A 15,771-nucleotide genomic window follows, 5' to 3' on the forward strand; every position below is an offset into this window, starting at 1 on the left:
CTCCTGGTCCATGGCGCCTCGGGCTCGCGGCAGTCCGCCCACCACGTGCACGCCCAGCGCCGCGAACAGCGGGTCCGGCGCGTCCAGCCGCGCCGCCGAGTCGTGGTTGCCGCCAATCACCACCACGTCCAGCCGAGGCATCCGCCGCCGCGCCTTCGCGACGAACTGGTACCACGCCGCCTGCGCCTCCGCGCTGGGGTTCGCCGTGTCGAAGATGTCCCCGGCCACCAGCAGCGCATCCACCGCCCGCGCCTCCAGGGTCTCCAGCAGCCAGTCCAGGAAGGCGGCGTGCTCCGCGTCCCGCGAGACGTCGTACAGCGTGTGTCCCAGGTGCCAGTCCGACGTATGCAGCAGGCGCATCAGGCGTTCACCTTCCCTCTTTCCCGTGGCGCGCTGGCCGGCGGGCAGCCTCCAACAGAGGCGCTGCTCGCTCCAAGCGGCGGGGGCCTGCTCCCTTACTCCCTCCGTCTGACATGCGCGCAAGTTCCTGTAACTCCAGGCCGTTTGGGAGAGGACGCCCCGCCACGTCCCGTCCGGAGACCCTCACGCGCGGAGGGGGTTGGCCGATACGCCCGGAGCGGGGATGCTCGCGGGAATGACCGGGCTACAAATAGGCATCTTCGCCAGCTTCATCGGGGTCGGCTTGGGGGTCGCGAGCATCGTCGGCTACTTCCGCTGGCGGCGCTGGCAGCGGCAACTCGTCGTCTGGCAGGGCTTCGCGGCCTCGCGCGGCGGGTACTTCATGGCGACGCCCGGGTTCATGTACGCCACGGGGACGATGGAGCTGAAGGGCAGCCACGCCGGGCGGCCGAAGCGCGAAGGCCAGGAAGGCGCCACCCCATGAGCCTCGGGTCCTGGTTCTCGCTCCTCCTGTATCTGCTCGTCGCGGTGGCGGTGGTGAGGGGTGGCCTCGCCTTCCGGAAGAGCCTCCAGCGCCGCGACCAGTCCTGGAGACGGTTCGCGGCCCATCGCGACTGGGGCTACACCCACTCCCTGGGGACCTGGGAGATGGGAGGTCTCCACCTGGGACGGCAATTCCGCATCCGCTCGGAGTACCGCCGGAGCGGGGACAAGACGCGCCTCTGCACGGTGGTGACGCTGGAGCTCGGCCAGGTGCTGCCCCCGGACCTCCTCATCCGCCCCGAAGGCCTCGGCGACAAGCTCCTCAAGGCGGTTGGCAAGCGGGACGAGGAGGTCGGCGACGCGGAGGTGGACGCCATGCTCAACTTGAAGAACCTCTCCGACGAGGCCCGCGACCTCCTGCGAGCCCCGCGCGTGCGACAACAATTCCAGAGGCTGCGCCGCCAGTTCCTGAGCTTCACCATCGAGGACGAGCAGCTCAAGGCAGAGCGGCTCGGCATGCCCGACAGCGAGGAAGCGCTGGAGGACCTGGTGTCTCCAGCGCTTCTGCTGAGTGAGGCCCTGCACGAGGCGGCCGAGCAGGGCCGCGCGCGCAAGCACGGCTGAGCCGCGCTCAGGAGCGGCGCGACCGCCGCCGCTGGAGCGCGAGCCACGCGAGCGAGCCCCAGGCCAACGGCGCCAGCGGCATCGCGTTGCAGTCGCAGCCGCCCGGCTCGTTGGGAGGCGGCGGCTGGGTGCCTCCGTCCGTGCCCGCATCCGTCCCGGCATCGGTTCCGGCGTCCGTCCCCGCATCCGACGGCTGCGGCTCACAGGGGACCTCCCCCACGCACACCGTCGCCTCGGCGGAGCCCTGCTGCCCCGTCGAGTCCACCACGACGAAGCGGACGCGGTGCCAGCCCGGCGTCAGGTCCGTGGTGTCCCAGCGATTGTGCTCGCCGCCGAAGTGGAAGTGGTTCTCGGACTGCACGTCGGTGTAGCGCAGCACGTCGTCCACATAGAACTCCGCGTGCGTGCAGCCCACGTCATCCACGCAGTCTCCATAGAACTCCGCCGTGGCGCCGGACACGCGCTCCCCATTCTCCGGGCGCGTGAGGAGGGAGGTGGGAGGCGAGTCCGGGCTCACGGTGATGGTGAAGGCCTGCGTCGCGTCCGGGGCCACGCCATTGCTCACGCGCACGGTGACGTCCACCGTGCCTGTCTCGGTGGGCTCCCAGGTGATGACGCCCGTGGCGGCATCAATGCTCATGCCCGCCACCGTGCCCACCAGGGCATACGTGGGCGTGGGTCGTGCCGTCGCCCGCACCTCGTACCGGTACGGATTGCCCACCACGGCGCTCGTCACCGGCTCGGAGTGGATGACGGGCGCCAGCGGGTCCGTGTCCTGCTCGCGGGCCTCCACCTCGCGCGCGTCCAGCCCGGGCGCGGCCACGGTGATGAGGGCCATGCCGTCCAGGTTGTCCGCGTCCGGCGCGGCGGCCAGGGTGACCTCCTTGGGGGTGTTCCAGTCGGAGGTGCTGAAGGTCAGCGTCGCCCCGGACTGGACGGTGAGGTCCTCGTCACCGCGGGTGCGCGTCACGTTCACCGTGACGTTGCGAGACGGCCGCTGCGACAGCGAGACGCCGAAGGTCGCTGTCCCGCCCTCGACAATCGTCACCTGCGACGCGGTCAACTCCAGGCGCGGCGAGTTGTTGTCGATGGTGGTGGCCACCACCGCCACCTCCGGCAGCCCGTCCGCCACCACCATGAAGGTGGCGACATCCGGCGTCGCGTCCTCGTCCACCGCCGCGGTGAGCGTCACCACCTGGGGCACGCTCCAGTTGGACGCGGTGAAGGTGAGCGCCGCGCCGCTGATGATGCTCAGGTCCTCGGAGCCGCCCAGCGCGCGGGACACCTGCACGGAGACCTCGGAGGCCGGCGCTTCGGCCAGGCGCACGGTGAAGGCGGCGCGTCCGCCCTCCTCGACGCGCGGCTGGAGCCCGGAGACCACCAGCTTCTGTCCCGGCGCCGCGGGCGTGATGCGCCGCAGGGTGCCGCCCGTCACGCCAATGGCATAGAGCGCGCCGTCGGGGCCCACCGACAGGTCCACCTGCGAGGAGAAGCCGGTGGCCCACGCATCCACCGTGGCCACCGAGTTGTCCGCTTCCAGCGTGACGCGCGTGAGCTGGCCGGAGTTGTAGTCACCGAAGAAGAAGTTGTCCCGGTACGCCGCGTCGAACAGGGTCGCGTCGTAGAAGGTGCCGCCGGTGATGGAGCCCCCGAGCTGCTGCGTCGTGGCCGTGCCTCCGCCGCTCGCGGCGTCCGGAAGCGACGGCTGCGCCACGGTGAAGGTCGTGGAATCGGTGACGCTGGCCACGTACATCAGGCCATTGAAGCTCGCGTCCCCCACGCCGCTGAGCGTGAGCCGCTCACCCTTGCGGAAGCCATGGTTTCCGGTGGTCGTGAAGGTGGCCACCCCGCCGCTGCGCACGGCGCCGCCCGCGGTGAGGCCGCGGGTATCGGTGCCGTTGGTGCGGTACTTGACGGCGGGGGTGATGTAGTCGTTGCCGCTGGGCTGGTCGTTCTCGTAGTCGTCGTAGCCGGCGTGGTCGCGCCGGTTGACGACGAAGACCTGCTCGTAGCCGGTGCCCACGCTGTTCACCCACAACCGGCCCGTGGCGGGCTGGAAGGTGAAGGTGAAGGGATTGCGGAAGCCGCGCGCCCAGATGTACTCGTTGTTGGGCCCCACGCCGTCGTTGAAGGGGTTGTCGTTGGCGGGCGTGCCATCCAGGTTCGCGCGGCTCACCTTGGCCGCCATCGACGTCAGGTCCGCGTCCACGCCCGTGCGGTTGCCCAGGTCACCAATGGCCCAGTACAGCTTCCCGTCCGGGCCGAAGCCAATGGCGCCGCCGTCATGGTTCTCCCCCCGCGTGGGCAGCCGGCTGACGACGACGGTGCGCGCCGTGCCCGTCCCGTTCGCATCCGTGTAGCGGACAATCTGCTGCTCCGACGCGGAGACGGTGACGAAGAAATAGACGTAGCGGTTGACCACGTAGTTCGGGTCGAACGCGATGCCGATGAGGCCACACTCGCTGTTGGTGTGGACGGAGGGCTCCGTCGCGAACACCCGCGTCACCAGCGTGCTGCTTGCTGGCAGTGTTTCGGGCTGGCCGTCCTTCAGCGACACCACCCGGATTTCGCCTGTCTTGCGGATGATGAACAGGCGGCCCGAGCCATCCGGCGCCCATGCCATCCCCGTGGCCTGCGTGAGGGTGTTGGAGGTGAAGGGCGTCTCCACGAAGCCGGCGGGCACCGCGCCCCAGGCGGGCGAAGACAGCCCCAACAATCCAAGTAACATCAAAATAGAGCGCATGTCCGTTGAGGATAGCGCACTCGCGAGACAGGCCTGCCCGGTGTTTCCAACCCCCATGGCTTGACGCCAGTGCGGGCGTGCGCGTGGCCAGGCGCGTGCGCGGAGACGCTCAGCCCGTCCTGGCCAACGTCTGCTCGAACAGCGTGCGCACCTGCGTGGCCAGCTCCTGCGAGTCCGGACCGAAGGACTCCGGCGGCAGCGCGGGGAGCACGCGCACGCGGATGGAGGCGGTGGGGCTCATCCAGGGGCCGTCTCCGTCCAGCAACCCCGGCGTGCCCTCCACCACCACGGGCACCACCGGAACGTGCTCCTCCAGCGCGAGCTGGAAGGCGCCCCGCTTGAAGGGCAGCAGCTGTCCGCCCTTGGAGTACGTCCCCTCCGGGAAGATGAGCACCGGCATGCCACGACGGAGCCAGCGCCGGCACGGGTCCAGGAGCTGGTGCATGGCGGTGGACGAGCCCCGGACGATGGGCACGTAGGCCAGCAGCGTCATCATCCACCCCACCAGCGGCAGCGAGAACAGCGACGCCTTCGCCACGAACTTGTAGGGATGGAACAGGCCCATGACGGCGAGGATGTCCGCCGCGGACTGGTGGTTGACCACCATCACACAGGGCCCGGGCGGAATGAGCTCACGGCCTTCGATGCGCGTGCGCCAGCCCGGGGACGCGTGCAGCCACAGGCCGTAGCACCAGCGGCAGACCAGCGCGTGCAAGAGCCGCCGGTCCCGGTCGAACGGGTACGTGACGATGAGCAGCAACGCGCCCAGGGTGAACAGCACCGGAGCGGTGAGCAGGAAGACGACCCAGAACCAGAGCGTGACGGCGTACTTCATGGCGAGGCCCCAGGCATACCACCTTCGGGGCCACTCCACGCCCCTCTCCTGACAGCCCCGCCTCCCCACGGCCGCTCCCCGCTCATCCAGTCAGCCGGCCTGGAGGGGGCCCTGGGGACTGCCCTCCAGGGCAATCCGCCGTTCCTTGCCCATGGCCCCGCCGCTGCCATAAAGACAGACCACCCCCATGCTTCCCATCGACCCCGCGCTCCGAGCCGCCCGACTGGCCCACACGTTCGTCCCCTTCAGCCAGCTGCGCACGGCGCGGTTGCTGCTGGGGCTGAACGGGCAGCAGCCGCTCGAGGTCCAGCGCAGGCTGTTCGGCTACGACTTGACGTTGCAGGCCCACCGCAGCACGACGCACATGCTGCTGTACCTGCAGGGCGACGACTTCCTGTCGGACCTCCCGCTCATCGCGCCCCATCTGCGGCCGGGCATGGTGGCCTTCGACGTGGGGGCCAACATCGGCTACCTCTCCATGTACCTGCGCAGCCGCATCGGCCCGCTGGGACAGCTCTTCAGCTTCGAGCCCGACCCGGAGAACCACGCGGAGCTGGACGCCAACTTCCGGAACAACCACCTGCGCAACTGCCAGCCCGTCCAGGCGGCGGTGGGTTCGCAGGAAGGCGTCATCACCTTCGCCACGGGCCTCAACGGACACGTTCCCGAAGAAGGCGCGGAGGGCATCAGCGTCCCGGTCGTCACCCTGGACGGCTTCGTCCAGGAGCAAGGCCTGTCACGCGTGGACTTCGTGAAGGTCGACGTGGAGGGCTTCGAGCTGGACGTGCTGGCCGGCATGCGCGCCACGCTCGAACGTCCGGACAAGCCCATCCTCTACATCGAGGTCCACGGACGGGGTGAGTATGCGCGAGCCGACCCTCGCCGCGTCTGCGAGGTGCTGGAGGGTCACTACAAGAACATCCGCGCCTACGTGTCCCCCGACGACTTCAAGGCGAAGCAGGGCCGCTTGCGCCGCCTGTGGGGCCGGGTGTCGCCTTTCGGTGACATCGAGCAGGCGTGCCGGGTCGACCTGCGCGAAGTGAAGCAGCACGACACCCAGCGCTACCAGCTGCTCTGCCTGCCTTGAAGGGCGCGCAGCAGGCACGCTCCGCAACGTCGGACCGGCGTCACTGCCCACACTCTCCCTTGCATGGTGGCTGCGCGGAGGGCGTAAGGTGCCCGCCGGACCCAACCCGGAGGGAGGCAGCGAATGGACGCGCATCAGGGCCTGCACATCGAGACCCATCCCCGAGAAGGAGACCCGCTGGTTCGCGCCCGGCGGCCCGACCCGTGCGCGCTGGTGTTGTTCGGCGCCACCGGAGACCTGGCCCAGCGCAAGCTGTTCCCGGCCCTGTTCGAGCTGGCGCGAGACCACCTGCTGCCAGAGAGCTTCGCTGTTGTCGCCTTCAGCCGCTCCGAAGGGGACAGCGAGGCCTTCCGCGAACAGGTCAAGGCGTCCCTGCAGAAGTTCGCCCGCACCCAGCCCCTGGACGAGGCCATCTGGAAGGACTTCGCCCCGCGCCTGGAGCTCATCTCCGGCGGCTATGACGACCCGCAGTCCTTCGTGCGCCTGCGCAAGGAGCTCGACCGGGTCGCCCAGAAGTTCGGCACCCAGGGCAACCAGTTCTATTACCTGGCCACGCCTGCCTCCACCTTCCCCCAAATCCTCAACGGCCTGTCGGAGTCGGGGCTGCTGAAACGCCAGGAGCAGGCCGACCCGCGCCCGTGGCAGCGGCTCATCATCGAGAAGCCCTTCGGCCACGACCTGGAGAGCGCCCGCGCGCTCAACCGCGAGCTGGCGGCGGTGCTGGACGAGCGACAGATTTTCCGCATCGACCACTACCTGGGCAAGGAGACGGTGCAGAACATCCTCGTCTTCCGCTTCGCCAACGCCATCTTCGAGCCGCTGTGGAACCGGCAGCACATCGACCACGTGGAAATCACCGCGGCGGAGACGCTGGGCGTGGAGGGGCGCGGCGGCTTCTACGACGAGACGGGCGTCATCCGGGACATGGTGCAGAACCACCTGCTCCAGGTGCTCGCGCTGTGCGCCATGGAGCCGCCGGTGTCCTTCGGCGCCGAGGACATCCGCGACGAGAAGAACAAGGTCTTCCGCGCGCTGCGCCCGCTGGAGGGCCGCGAGGTGTCCCGCGCGGTGGTGGCTGGCCAGTACGAGGGCTACCTCCAGGAGAAGGGCGTGAAGGCCGGCTCGCGCACGCCGACCTACGTCGCCATGAAGATGAACATCGACAACTGGCGCTGGGCGGGCGTGCCCTTCTATCTGCGCGCGGGCAAGAAGCTGAAGCGGCGCCTGACGGAGGTGTCCATCCACTTCAAGTCGGTGCCCATCAGCCTCTTCTCCGGCGAAGGCGCCACCTGCCAGCGACTGCAGCCCAACGTGCTCACGCTGCGCATCCAGCCCCAGGAAGGCATCGCGCTCTCCTTCGAATCCAAGGTGCCCGGCGAGGACGTCAACATCGCGGGCGTCACCATGGACTTCAACTACCAGGAGACCTTCCAGCGGCCGGTGCCCGAGGCCTACGAGCGCCTGCTGCTGGACTGCATGCGCGGCAACGCCACCCTCTACGCGCGGCAGGACAGCGTGGAGCAGGCGTGGACCTTCGTGACGCCCATCCTCCAGGCCCTGGAGTCCGGCGAGGGCGGCCCGGCGCACGGCTACACGGGTGGCAGCGCGGGCCCGGACGCCGCGGCCGCGCTGCTGGCCCGGGATGGCCGCCGGTGGACGGGCCTGTGAGCACCCGCGCGCGCACGCACGTCGTGCCCACCGAGTCCCTGCCCCGGGAGGCCGCGCTGTGGATGGCGCGCGCGCTCCAGGACACGCTCGCCACGCAGCGTCGCGTCAGCCTGGCCCTGTCGGGTGGCGGCACGCCGGGGCCCGCGTACCGGGCGCTGGCGGCGCAGGTGCTCCCCTGGGAGCGCGTGGACGTCTACTTCGTGGACGAGCGCTTCGTGCCGCCCGACCACGCGGACAGCAACTACCGGATGGTGGAGGACACGCTGCTGCGTCCCTTGCGACTGTCGCCGTCGCAGGTGTTCCGCATGGAGGGCGAGCGCGAGGACCGTGACGCCGCCGCGAAGGACTACGCGGCGAAGCTGCCTGCTGACCTGGACGTGGTGCTGCTGGGCATGGGGGAGGACGGGCACACGGCCAGCCTCTTCCCCGGCCACCCCGCGCTGGAGGAGTCCGAGCGGCGCGTCCTGGCGGTGGTGGGCCCCAAGCCGCCGCCCTGGCGGATGACGTTGACGCTGCCGGTGTTGCGGTCCGCTCGGCGCGTGCTGACCCTGGTGTCGGGGGCGGGCAAGCGGGACACGGTGCGCCGGGCGCAGGCGGGAGACCTGAGTCTCCCCGCCGCCCGGGTGACGAATTCGGAGTGGATGTTGGACCCCGCCGCCGCCGGGCGGTGAGGGCTCCCTGTCGCGAACCTTCCAGGAGGAACCAACGATGAGTGAGGCAGCGGGCGCGCAGTTCGGCGTGGCGGGAATGGGCGTCATGGGGGCGAGCCTCGCCCTCAACATCGCGGACCACGGCTTCCGGGTGGCCGTATGGGACAGGCACGCGGAGCGCATCGACGAGATGCACCGCAAGCACGGTCACCCCGAGGTCTGGGGCACCGAGTCGCTGGAGGCCTTCATCCAGCGGCTGGAGCGCCCGCGCAAGGTGCTGCTGATGGTGACGGCGGGCGCGGCGGTGGACTCCATGCTGGAGCGCCTCTTGCCGCTGATGGCGGAAGGCGACGTCATCATGGACGCCGGCAACTCGTGGTTCCTGGACACGCGCCGCCGCGAGGAGCAGTGCAAGGCCCAGGGCATCCATTTCCTGGGCGTCGGCGTGTCCGGCGGCGAGGAGGGCGCGCGCAACGGCCCCTCCATCATGCCGGGCGGCGCCCCCGCGGCGTACGAGCTGGTGCGGCCGGTGTTCGAGGCCATCGCCGCGAAGACGGACCTGGGACCGTGTGTCACCTATGTGGGACAGGACGGTGCCGGGCACTTCGTGAAGATGGTGCACAACGGCATCGAGTACGCGGACATGCAGTTGCTCGCGGAGACGTACGACGTGCTGCGCCGCGGGCTCGGGCTGGACGCGGATGCGCTGGCGGACCTGCTGTCCAAGTGGGACCACGGCATCGCCGGCTCGTTCCTGCTGGAGACCACCATCAAGGTGCTGCGCCAGAAGGACCCGGAGACGGGCAAGCCGCTGGTGGACCTGGTGTTGGACAAGGCGGGCCAGAAGGGCACGGGCAAGTGGACGGTGCAGGTGGCGTTGGACCTGGCCGTGCCGATTCCGTCCATCGCCGCGTCGCTGGACGCGCGCATCCTGTCCTCCATGAAGGACGAGCGCGTGGCCGCCGCGCCGAAGCTGAAGGGCCCGGCGGTGCAGCTCAGCAAGGAGGAGCAGGCGCAGCTCGCGGCGTGGACGCATGACGCGCTCTACGCGGCGCGCGTGGTGACGTATGCGCAGGGCATGCGGCTCATCCAGGCGGCGTCCCAGGAGTATCAGTGGAACATCCACCTGGCGGAGCTGGCGCGCATCTGGCGGGGGGGCTGCATCATCCGCGCGAAGCTGCTCACGCCGCTGCGTGAGGCCTTCCAGCAGCAGCCGGCGCTGCCCAACCTGGTGGTGTCCGACGCCTTCGCGCCGGTGCTGGAGCGCATGGCGCCCGCGTGGCGGCAGGTGGTGGGCGTGGCCACCCGCGTGGGCATCCCCGTGCCGGTGTTCAGCTCTTCGCTGGCGTACCTGGACAGCTATCGCACCGCGGAGCTGCCGCAGAACCTCACCCAGGCGCAGCGTGACGCCTTCGGCGCGCACACGTATCAGCGCAAGGACCGGCCGGAGGCGGGCTTCGTCCACACGGAGTGGGGCAAGTAGTCAGGGCCCGGTGCTTCCCGGGCGCTCGCGTCACGGCGCCCGGGACGGCTTCTGGACGGTGCGCTCTGTCAGCAGCGCGCCGGTGCCTCCCTCATCGGAGACCGAGCAGATGAGCGTCCGGTGCGAGGATGCGTATCCCCGCACGTAGGAGCGCGTGGCGACGCAGAGCGAGGCCACGCCGCTCGCCGCGCCGACATCTCCGAAGGCGATGGCGGGGAGCACGAGCCGGCTCCCCGCGAAGTCGACCTGCTCATGGAGGAGCTGCTGGGCATGGCCCCAGACGCGCGCCTTCCATTCCTCACCGTTGAGGTCCAGCAGGATGTCTCCCCGGAACGGCTCCCGGACTCCGGCTGCCTCCAAAGTCCGTTGGACAGTCGTGGCGAGCTTGCGTCCCCACTCGGGGGCCGACTGACTCCGGGAGAGGACGGGCGCATCCTCCTCCGAAGGCGCTTCGGGTGCGTCCTGAACCACGGCGGCCAGGATGCGAGACTCGGCCCGAGCCCCCCGCTGCTCCGCGTGCAGGGCCCGCTCCACCAGCACACAGGCCGCGGACTCGCTGGGGCACAGGCCCACGGGACGCTCGGACGTCTTGAGCCGCCCCTCGCGGATGAGGAGGTTGATGCTGGGGCGGTCCAACCAGGAATCGGTGCCCAGGATGAGGACGCGCTCCATGCGGCTGCGCGTGAAGAGCGCTTCGGCCCGCTGCACCGCCGTCGCCACGCCATGGGGCCCGCCGGGGATGAAGCCGCCTGGAATCATCTGGAGCGGCAAATGCGTCAGGCGTGCGAGCAGGTCCGCGCAGTAGGCCTCCAGCAACGCGGGGACCTCGGGGTCCGGCCAGAAGAAGCGCTCGAACAGGAGCGGGGGCAGCACCCAGGCGACGCCCGTCGTCTGCCAGAAGCGAGCGTCCTCACGCCCCGGCAACTGGCCGTAGTCCACCAGGTCCTCCAGGGCCGTGACGGCCATGCGGACCCAGGTGCCTGACTGGATGAAGCCATTCGTGAAGCCTTCCATGGGCGCTCCCGAGACGGGCGCCTCGAGCTCGGCTTCGTCATAGGCAACCGCCTGGGCCAGGGGGTGGCGCCACGTCAGGCCCGCGCGCTGCGCGGCGCAGCTGGTGACGACGTCGAAACCCAGACTGGACACCATGCCCAGACCACTGATGACGATTCCCGTTGCTGGAGGCATCAGCGTTTCGACTTCTTGCTTGGCTTCTTGAAGGAGCTGAAGGGCTCGGGGACGCGCCAACTGTCCGGGTCGGGCGGCTTGCGCAGGTGGAACCTCCGCGCGACGCCGGGCGCCAGCGGATGGTCCGGCGCCACGGTGAGTCCGGCGCGCTGGGCCAGCTCGATGTAGGCCAGGATTTCGGTGGAGACGTGCGCGGTGGTGGCGGCCTCGTCGGGGTTCTGCGTCTCCTCGCGGCGCGCCTTGTCGTAGGCCTTGCGCTTCTGGTCGATGAGGGCTTCGAGCCCTTCGTCAAAGCGCTTCTGGTCCTTGTCGATGAGCCCCCAGCAGACGTCGAGATGCGGGTCGGGGTTCTCCTCGGTCAGCCTGGCGAAGAGCTCCAGGTCGGGCAGCAGGTCCTCACGCGGGACGTTTCCAAAGAAGAACGCCATGGGCAGCCACACGGCGAAGAAGTCCTCTTCGTATTCGCGCGTGGTGTCGGGCTTGCGTGGGCACAGCGGGGCCATGGCCCGCGCGGCCTCATCGTCCCGGCAGGCGACGGCGTCGAAGAAGGGCTCGGCCTTCGACGTGAGCTTCTCTCCGTCGGGCGCGGTCGTGAGGAAGTGCAGGAAGGCGCGAGCGCTCTTGGACAGGTATGCGTAGAACGGCTCCGGGTCGCTGGTGGCCAGGAGCGAGCCCGTCGCGATGCGCCGATGGAGCAGGCAGATGTACGCGTAGTTCTGCAGCGCGGGAGGCGCGGCGATGACGCGCGGAAGCAGCTCCTCGAGCGCGGTGCCTGAGTTCTTGATGGCGATGGGGAGGAAGTTCGGCTTCATGTCGTCAACGCGGGTGAATGGCCAGACGCGCATTCTACGTCCGGGTCCGTCATGTGTCGCTGGCCTTGGCCGCAGGCCCTTGACCCTCCCGGATGCGTCCGGGACACTCGACGGCGCAGGCACCCTTCAGCTCGGGACCAGGCCATGTCGAAGAAGAAGGACACGGGGCATTTCGGGGACGCGGAACTCAACGACCTCCACCTCATCGTGAAGAGCACGACCGAGGGTGGCGCCTGCCTCACCGGGCACACGGGCGACTTCTCCGGCTTCAAGAACAAGGTTTCCTGCAATTACCGGTATCAGGCCTACGAGCAGGCCGACAGCCATGGGGAAATCAAGGAGCGGTTGCACCGCTACAACGAGCACCCACCCGAGCGGCGCCTCCAGACCTCCGCCTACCGGGCGAACAAGGGCGGCATGACGCCCGACCGCTACTGCGCCCACCTGGACATTCCGGAGCCGGGAGACTGGGACATCGGCGGTCCTCCGCGCGCCATCAAGCGCCGGACCTTCGCCAAGGGCAAGGTTCGCATTCCCGCCGGCTACAACTTCACGCAGGACACCTGGCCGTACTGGAACAACGCCCACCACTTGATTCCGAAGGGCACGTTGGACTCAGTCATCCAGAAGCAGGAGGCCAGGGTCAGCAACATGATCCAGAAGGCGCTGCTCAAGGCCAAGTACAACATCAACCACAAGAAGAACATGTTGCTGATTCCGCAGGACCGTGAGGTCGCTGCGCTGCTCAACCTGCCACGTCATATCCAACTGAAGGATGACGATACGAAGTCGCTTCCGGCGTCATGCACGGACCACCCTGTCTACAATACAATGGTGAGCACAATAGCAAAGGGACTGGGCGAAATCATTGATGACTACGCCAAAATATGCAAGTCCGTCGACAACAAAGAGCACGCCATTCCGGACGCAGAACTGGACAAAGAAAAACTAGAGAATCTCTCAACAACACTCCTGGAAATAGTCTTGTCATGGGGAAGAACTGGTGGGGCCGGACCGTCTCTTGACAAAAAATCAACTCAAATTCTCAGAAACCCCGCTTGGATATAATCCACCCAATGCGCTACCACCTCATCCTCCCCATGCCCCGCCAGCAGTTACAGTATTGTTTTGTCGATGAACTCCCCGAAGGACTCGGGCTCAACAGATACAAAGTTGGTCACGGCGAAACACTTGGCGCCGACTACCCAGCAGATGCTCGAGTCTACATGACCGACCGGTACCAGGGCATCCAGGTTTCCGACTACGTGGAAAACGCCTGCGGCATACTCATCGTCAGCAAACGCGTCAAAGAAGTGTTTGAGCGCGTTTCACGAGGCCCCGTGGAATACCTTCCGCTGGCCATCTATAATCACAAAAAGAGGCTCGCCTCCGCGGACCACTTCATCGTCAATCCAATCGGCACCGTGGATTGCCTCAACCTGGAAGCCTCGGACATCAAATACTTCAAAGGCAAGGTCGTCCAGGTCCGGAACCCTGTCCTCGACCCCGCCAAACTCGAACACGCACCTCACCTCTTCAGAATGCGCGAACACTCCTACTCGTACCTCATCAGCGAGGTCATGATACAGGAGTTGCGAACCCTCACCCCACGACCAACCAATTTCCTGCTCGATCCACTTGAACACGTACCTTCGACATCCTCGAAAACTCCACCTGTCGCCTGACGCTGAAACCTGAGCGCATTCGATTCATTGAACACGAATGCACTACCATTTCACTCACGCGATGCCCAGAAACAACCTGGACTACTGCCTCATCGAAGACTATCCCGAAGAAGTCGGACTCAAGACCTACAAACTCGGCACTGGACAAAGACTGGGAACGAACTACCCATCAATACGCACACCCACACGGCTGACCACTACAAAGGCATGCAGGCTCCCAACCTTGCTGAAAATGCCTATAACATGCCAATCATCCACAAACGCGTCAAATGAATTTTCGAGCGCGTGAACAATAACCCAATGGAATGCCTCCCACTCTCCATATGCAATCACAAGAACAGTACTGCATCCGCAGACCACTTCATCGTAAACCCGATTGGCACCGTGGACTGCCTCAATCCAAAGGCCTCTGACATCGTCCACCACAAGGACAAGGCGGTCACCGATGCACTATTACCTGATACTGCCCATGTCCCGCGAAAACCTGAATTACTGCTTCGTCGATAACTATCCTGAAGGGCTTGGACTCATCGACTACAAGATTGGTCATGGAGAACCACTTGGCGCGGACTATCCAATGGATGCTCGTGTCTACATGACTGAGCGTTACAAGGGAATGCAGGTTCCGGACCTCGTGGAAAACACCTGCGGCATGCGCATTGTCAGCAGGCGCGTCAAAGAGGTCTTCGAGCGCGTCAACCAAAGTCCCGTGGAGTACCTACCTGTCGCCATCTACAATCACAAGAAACGCGTTGCCTCCACGGACCACTTCATCGTCAATCCACTCGGAACCGTGGACTGCCTCAACCTAGAGGCATCGGAAATCGAATACCACAACGGCAAGGTCGTAAGTGTCGACAACCCTGTACTGGATCCTGCCAAGGTTGAAACCGCTCCTCACCTCTTCAGGATGCGCGAACACTCTTACTCATATCTATTCAGCGAAGTCATGTTTCAAGCACTGCGCACGCTCGACCCACGCCCGACCAACTTCATTCTCGATCAACTAGCTCAAGTACCCTCGGGCACCCCGCATTGCGCATGATGTTCACCCATCAAGAGGCTCCTTCAAAAACACGAGGCAAGCACGGATGGACTACCACCTCATCCACTTGATGCCTCGCGAAGATCAAAATTTCTGCTTTGTTGACAAAGAACCCGAAGGCATTGGAATAAATTATACAAACTCGGAAAGGGCCTTCCTCTCGGAAGCGACTATCCACCGAACGCTCGCGTCTTCATGACCGACCGCTACAAAGGAATCCAGGTATCGGACCTCATCGAAAACGCATGCAACCTGCCTATCATCAGCAAAAGAGTCAAAGAGGTCATTGAGCGCATCAACAAAGCGCCCACAGAGTACCTTCCCCTATCCATCTACAACCACAAGAAGCGTGCGGCCTCGACTGACTATTTCATCATCAATCCACTTGGCACGTTCGACTGTCTCAACCTGGAGGCCTCGGACATCGTTTACCACAAGGACAAGGTGGTCGACGTCCGCAACTTCGTCCTCGATCCACTGAAGCTTGAGAACGCACCTCACCTGTTTCGGGTCCAAGAGGACTCCTACACTTACATCATCAGCGAACAACTTCGGCAGGAACTGCGCACATTGGACCCACGTCCAACCAACTTCTTCATTACGGAACTTGAGCAGGTCCCGTCTCACACCAAGCTCACACCATCGACGGACTGACCTGCTTCACACAAGCGGCGGCGCGCCCAACCCATTTCCTGCTCGACCAAGCACCTGCGAAGTCCGCAAATACCCAACCAGAGTGATGCAATGCCTTCCCCAGACTGAATAGTCATGGCGCGCCGCATCTTTCACAAACACCGCAAATCAGGCATCATTGAAGCTCTCTTTCCGGAGCCTCGACCATGACGCTGGATGCCGGAGCGAAGCTGCTGCATGCGGTACGTGAGTTGGCCCCTGCCCTCTCCGCTCGCAGCGGGGAAATTGAACAGGCACGGCAGCTCCCCCTGGACCTCATCACCACGCTGAAGGACCTCGGCGTCTACCGGATGCTGGTCCCGCGCAGCCACGGCGGACTGGAGCTGGACCTCGTCACGGGCCTCGACGTCCTCTCCGAGCTGGCCCGCGTGGACGCCTCCACCGCTTGGACGATGATGATTGCCTCGGAGAGCCC

The 15,771-nt window shown here is 66.4% G+C and carries 16 protein-coding genes; 11 read left to right on the forward strand and 5 right to left on the reverse strand.

The annotated features are described in order from the left end of the window. Window positions 1–360: exonuclease subunit SbcD (gene sbcD, locus G4D87_RS18760; protein WP_163783434.1), on the reverse strand; the 360-nt coding region annotated here is incomplete at its 3' end. Between the two features lie 223 nt (window positions 361–583). Here sbcD and G4D87_RS18765 point away from each other — a divergent pair. Both G4D87_RS18765 and G4D87_RS18770 read left to right on the forward strand, forming a co-directional pair. Continuing rightward, window positions 584–844, forward strand: coding sequence for a hypothetical protein (locus tag G4D87_RS18765; protein ID WP_163783435.1), 261 nt, complete (start codon window positions 584–586; stop codon window positions 842–844). Further along, the gene (locus G4D87_RS18770) at window positions 841–1,467 is read left to right on the forward strand and encodes a hypothetical protein (RefSeq protein ID WP_163783436.1); all 627 of its coding nucleotides are present in this window, start codon (window positions 841–843) and stop codon (window positions 1,465–1,467) included. Before G4D87_RS18765 ends, G4D87_RS18770 begins: the two co-directional genes overlap by 4 nt. Window positions 1,468–1,474: 7 nt before the next feature. Here the strand turns inward: G4D87_RS18770 and G4D87_RS18775 are convergent, their stop codons facing one another. Further along, the gene (locus tag G4D87_RS18775) at window positions 1,475–4,210 is read right to left on the reverse strand and encodes a PQQ-dependent sugar dehydrogenase (RefSeq protein ID WP_205507637.1); all 2,736 of its coding nucleotides are present in this window, start codon (window positions 4,208–4,210) and stop codon (window positions 1,475–1,477) included. Between the two features lie 109 nt (window positions 4,211–4,319). After that, window positions 4,320–5,045 (reverse strand): lysophospholipid acyltransferase family protein, encoded by a 726-nt coding sequence (locus G4D87_RS18780; protein ID WP_163783438.1) that lies wholly within the window; start codon window positions 5,043–5,045, stop codon window positions 4,320–4,322. Window positions 5,046–5,232: 187 nt separating this feature from the next. Here G4D87_RS18780 and G4D87_RS18785 point away from each other — a divergent pair, with 187 nt between their 5' ends. The 4 genes from G4D87_RS18785 (at window position 5,233) to gnd (ending at window position 9,933) form a co-directional block, all read left to right on the forward strand. Then, window positions 5,233–6,132 carry an FkbM family methyltransferase gene (locus G4D87_RS18785; protein WP_163783439.1) on the forward strand — a complete coding sequence of 300 codons (900 nt, stop codon included), beginning with the start codon at window positions 5,233–5,235 and terminating at the stop codon, window positions 6,130–6,132. A gap of 123 nt (window positions 6,133–6,255) precedes the next feature. Then, complete coding sequence (gene zwf / locus G4D87_RS18790) at window positions 6,256–7,800, forward strand: glucose-6-phosphate dehydrogenase (RefSeq protein ID WP_163783440.1); 1,545 nt, start codon at window positions 6,256–6,258, stop codon at window positions 7,798–7,800. After that, entirely contained in the window at window positions 7,797–8,471 is a 675-nt protein-coding gene (gene pgl, locus G4D87_RS18795) for a 6-phosphogluconolactonase (RefSeq protein ID WP_163783441.1), read from the forward strand. Before zwf ends, pgl begins: the two co-directional genes overlap by 4 nt. Window positions 8,472–8,508: 37 nt before the next feature. Next, window positions 8,509–9,933, forward strand: a complete 1,425-nt coding sequence (gene gnd, locus G4D87_RS18800; protein ID WP_163783442.1) for an NADP-dependent phosphogluconate dehydrogenase — start codon at window positions 8,509–8,511, stop codon at window positions 9,931–9,933. A 30-nt stretch (window positions 9,934–9,963) separates the two neighbouring features. Here the strand turns inward: gnd and G4D87_RS18805 are convergent, their stop codons facing one another. After that, a complete protein-coding gene (locus G4D87_RS18805) occupies window positions 9,964–11,121 on the reverse strand; it encodes a hypothetical protein (protein WP_163783443.1) in 1,158 nt (385 codons plus the stop codon). Beyond that, window positions 11,121–11,933 (reverse strand): Imm49 family immunity protein, encoded by an 813-nt coding sequence (locus G4D87_RS18810; protein ID WP_163783444.1) that lies wholly within the window; start codon window positions 11,931–11,933, stop codon window positions 11,121–11,123. The genes G4D87_RS18805 and G4D87_RS18810 overlap by 1 nt, the downstream gene beginning before the upstream one ends. Window positions 11,934–12,077: 144 nt before the next feature. On the opposite strand from G4D87_RS18810, the gene G4D87_RS18815 reads away from it, so the two are divergent. The 5 genes from G4D87_RS18815 to G4D87_RS18835 all read left to right on the forward strand — a co-directional run. Then, a complete protein-coding gene (locus G4D87_RS18815; RefSeq protein WP_163783445.1) occupies window positions 12,078–13,001 on the forward strand; it encodes an AHH domain-containing protein in 924 nt (307 codons plus the stop codon). A gap of 32 nt (window positions 13,002–13,033) precedes the next feature. Beyond that, window positions 13,034–13,618: an imm11 family protein gene (locus G4D87_RS18820; RefSeq protein ID WP_240358393.1), complete on the forward strand. Its 585-nt coding sequence runs from the start codon at window positions 13,034–13,036 to the stop codon at window positions 13,616–13,618. A gap of 469 nt (window positions 13,619–14,087) precedes the next feature. Next, window positions 14,088–14,663, forward strand: a complete 576-nt coding sequence (locus G4D87_RS18825; protein ID WP_240358394.1) for an imm11 family protein — start codon at window positions 14,088–14,090, stop codon at window positions 14,661–14,663. Between the two features lie 195 nt (window positions 14,664–14,858). Next, the gene (locus G4D87_RS18830; protein ID WP_240358395.1) at window positions 14,859–15,317 is read left to right on the forward strand and encodes an imm11 family protein; all 459 of its coding nucleotides are present in this window, start codon (window positions 14,859–14,861) and stop codon (window positions 15,315–15,317) included. 185 nt (window positions 15,318–15,502) lie between these two features. Next, the coding region (locus G4D87_RS18835; protein WP_205507639.1) for an acyl-CoA dehydrogenase family protein at window positions 15,503–15,771 on the forward strand (269 nt) is incomplete at its 3' end.

The organism is Myxococcus vastator, from assembly GCF_010894475.1.
Classification (GTDB): domain Bacteria; phylum Myxococcota; class Myxococcia; order Myxococcales; family Myxococcaceae; genus Myxococcus; species Myxococcus vastator.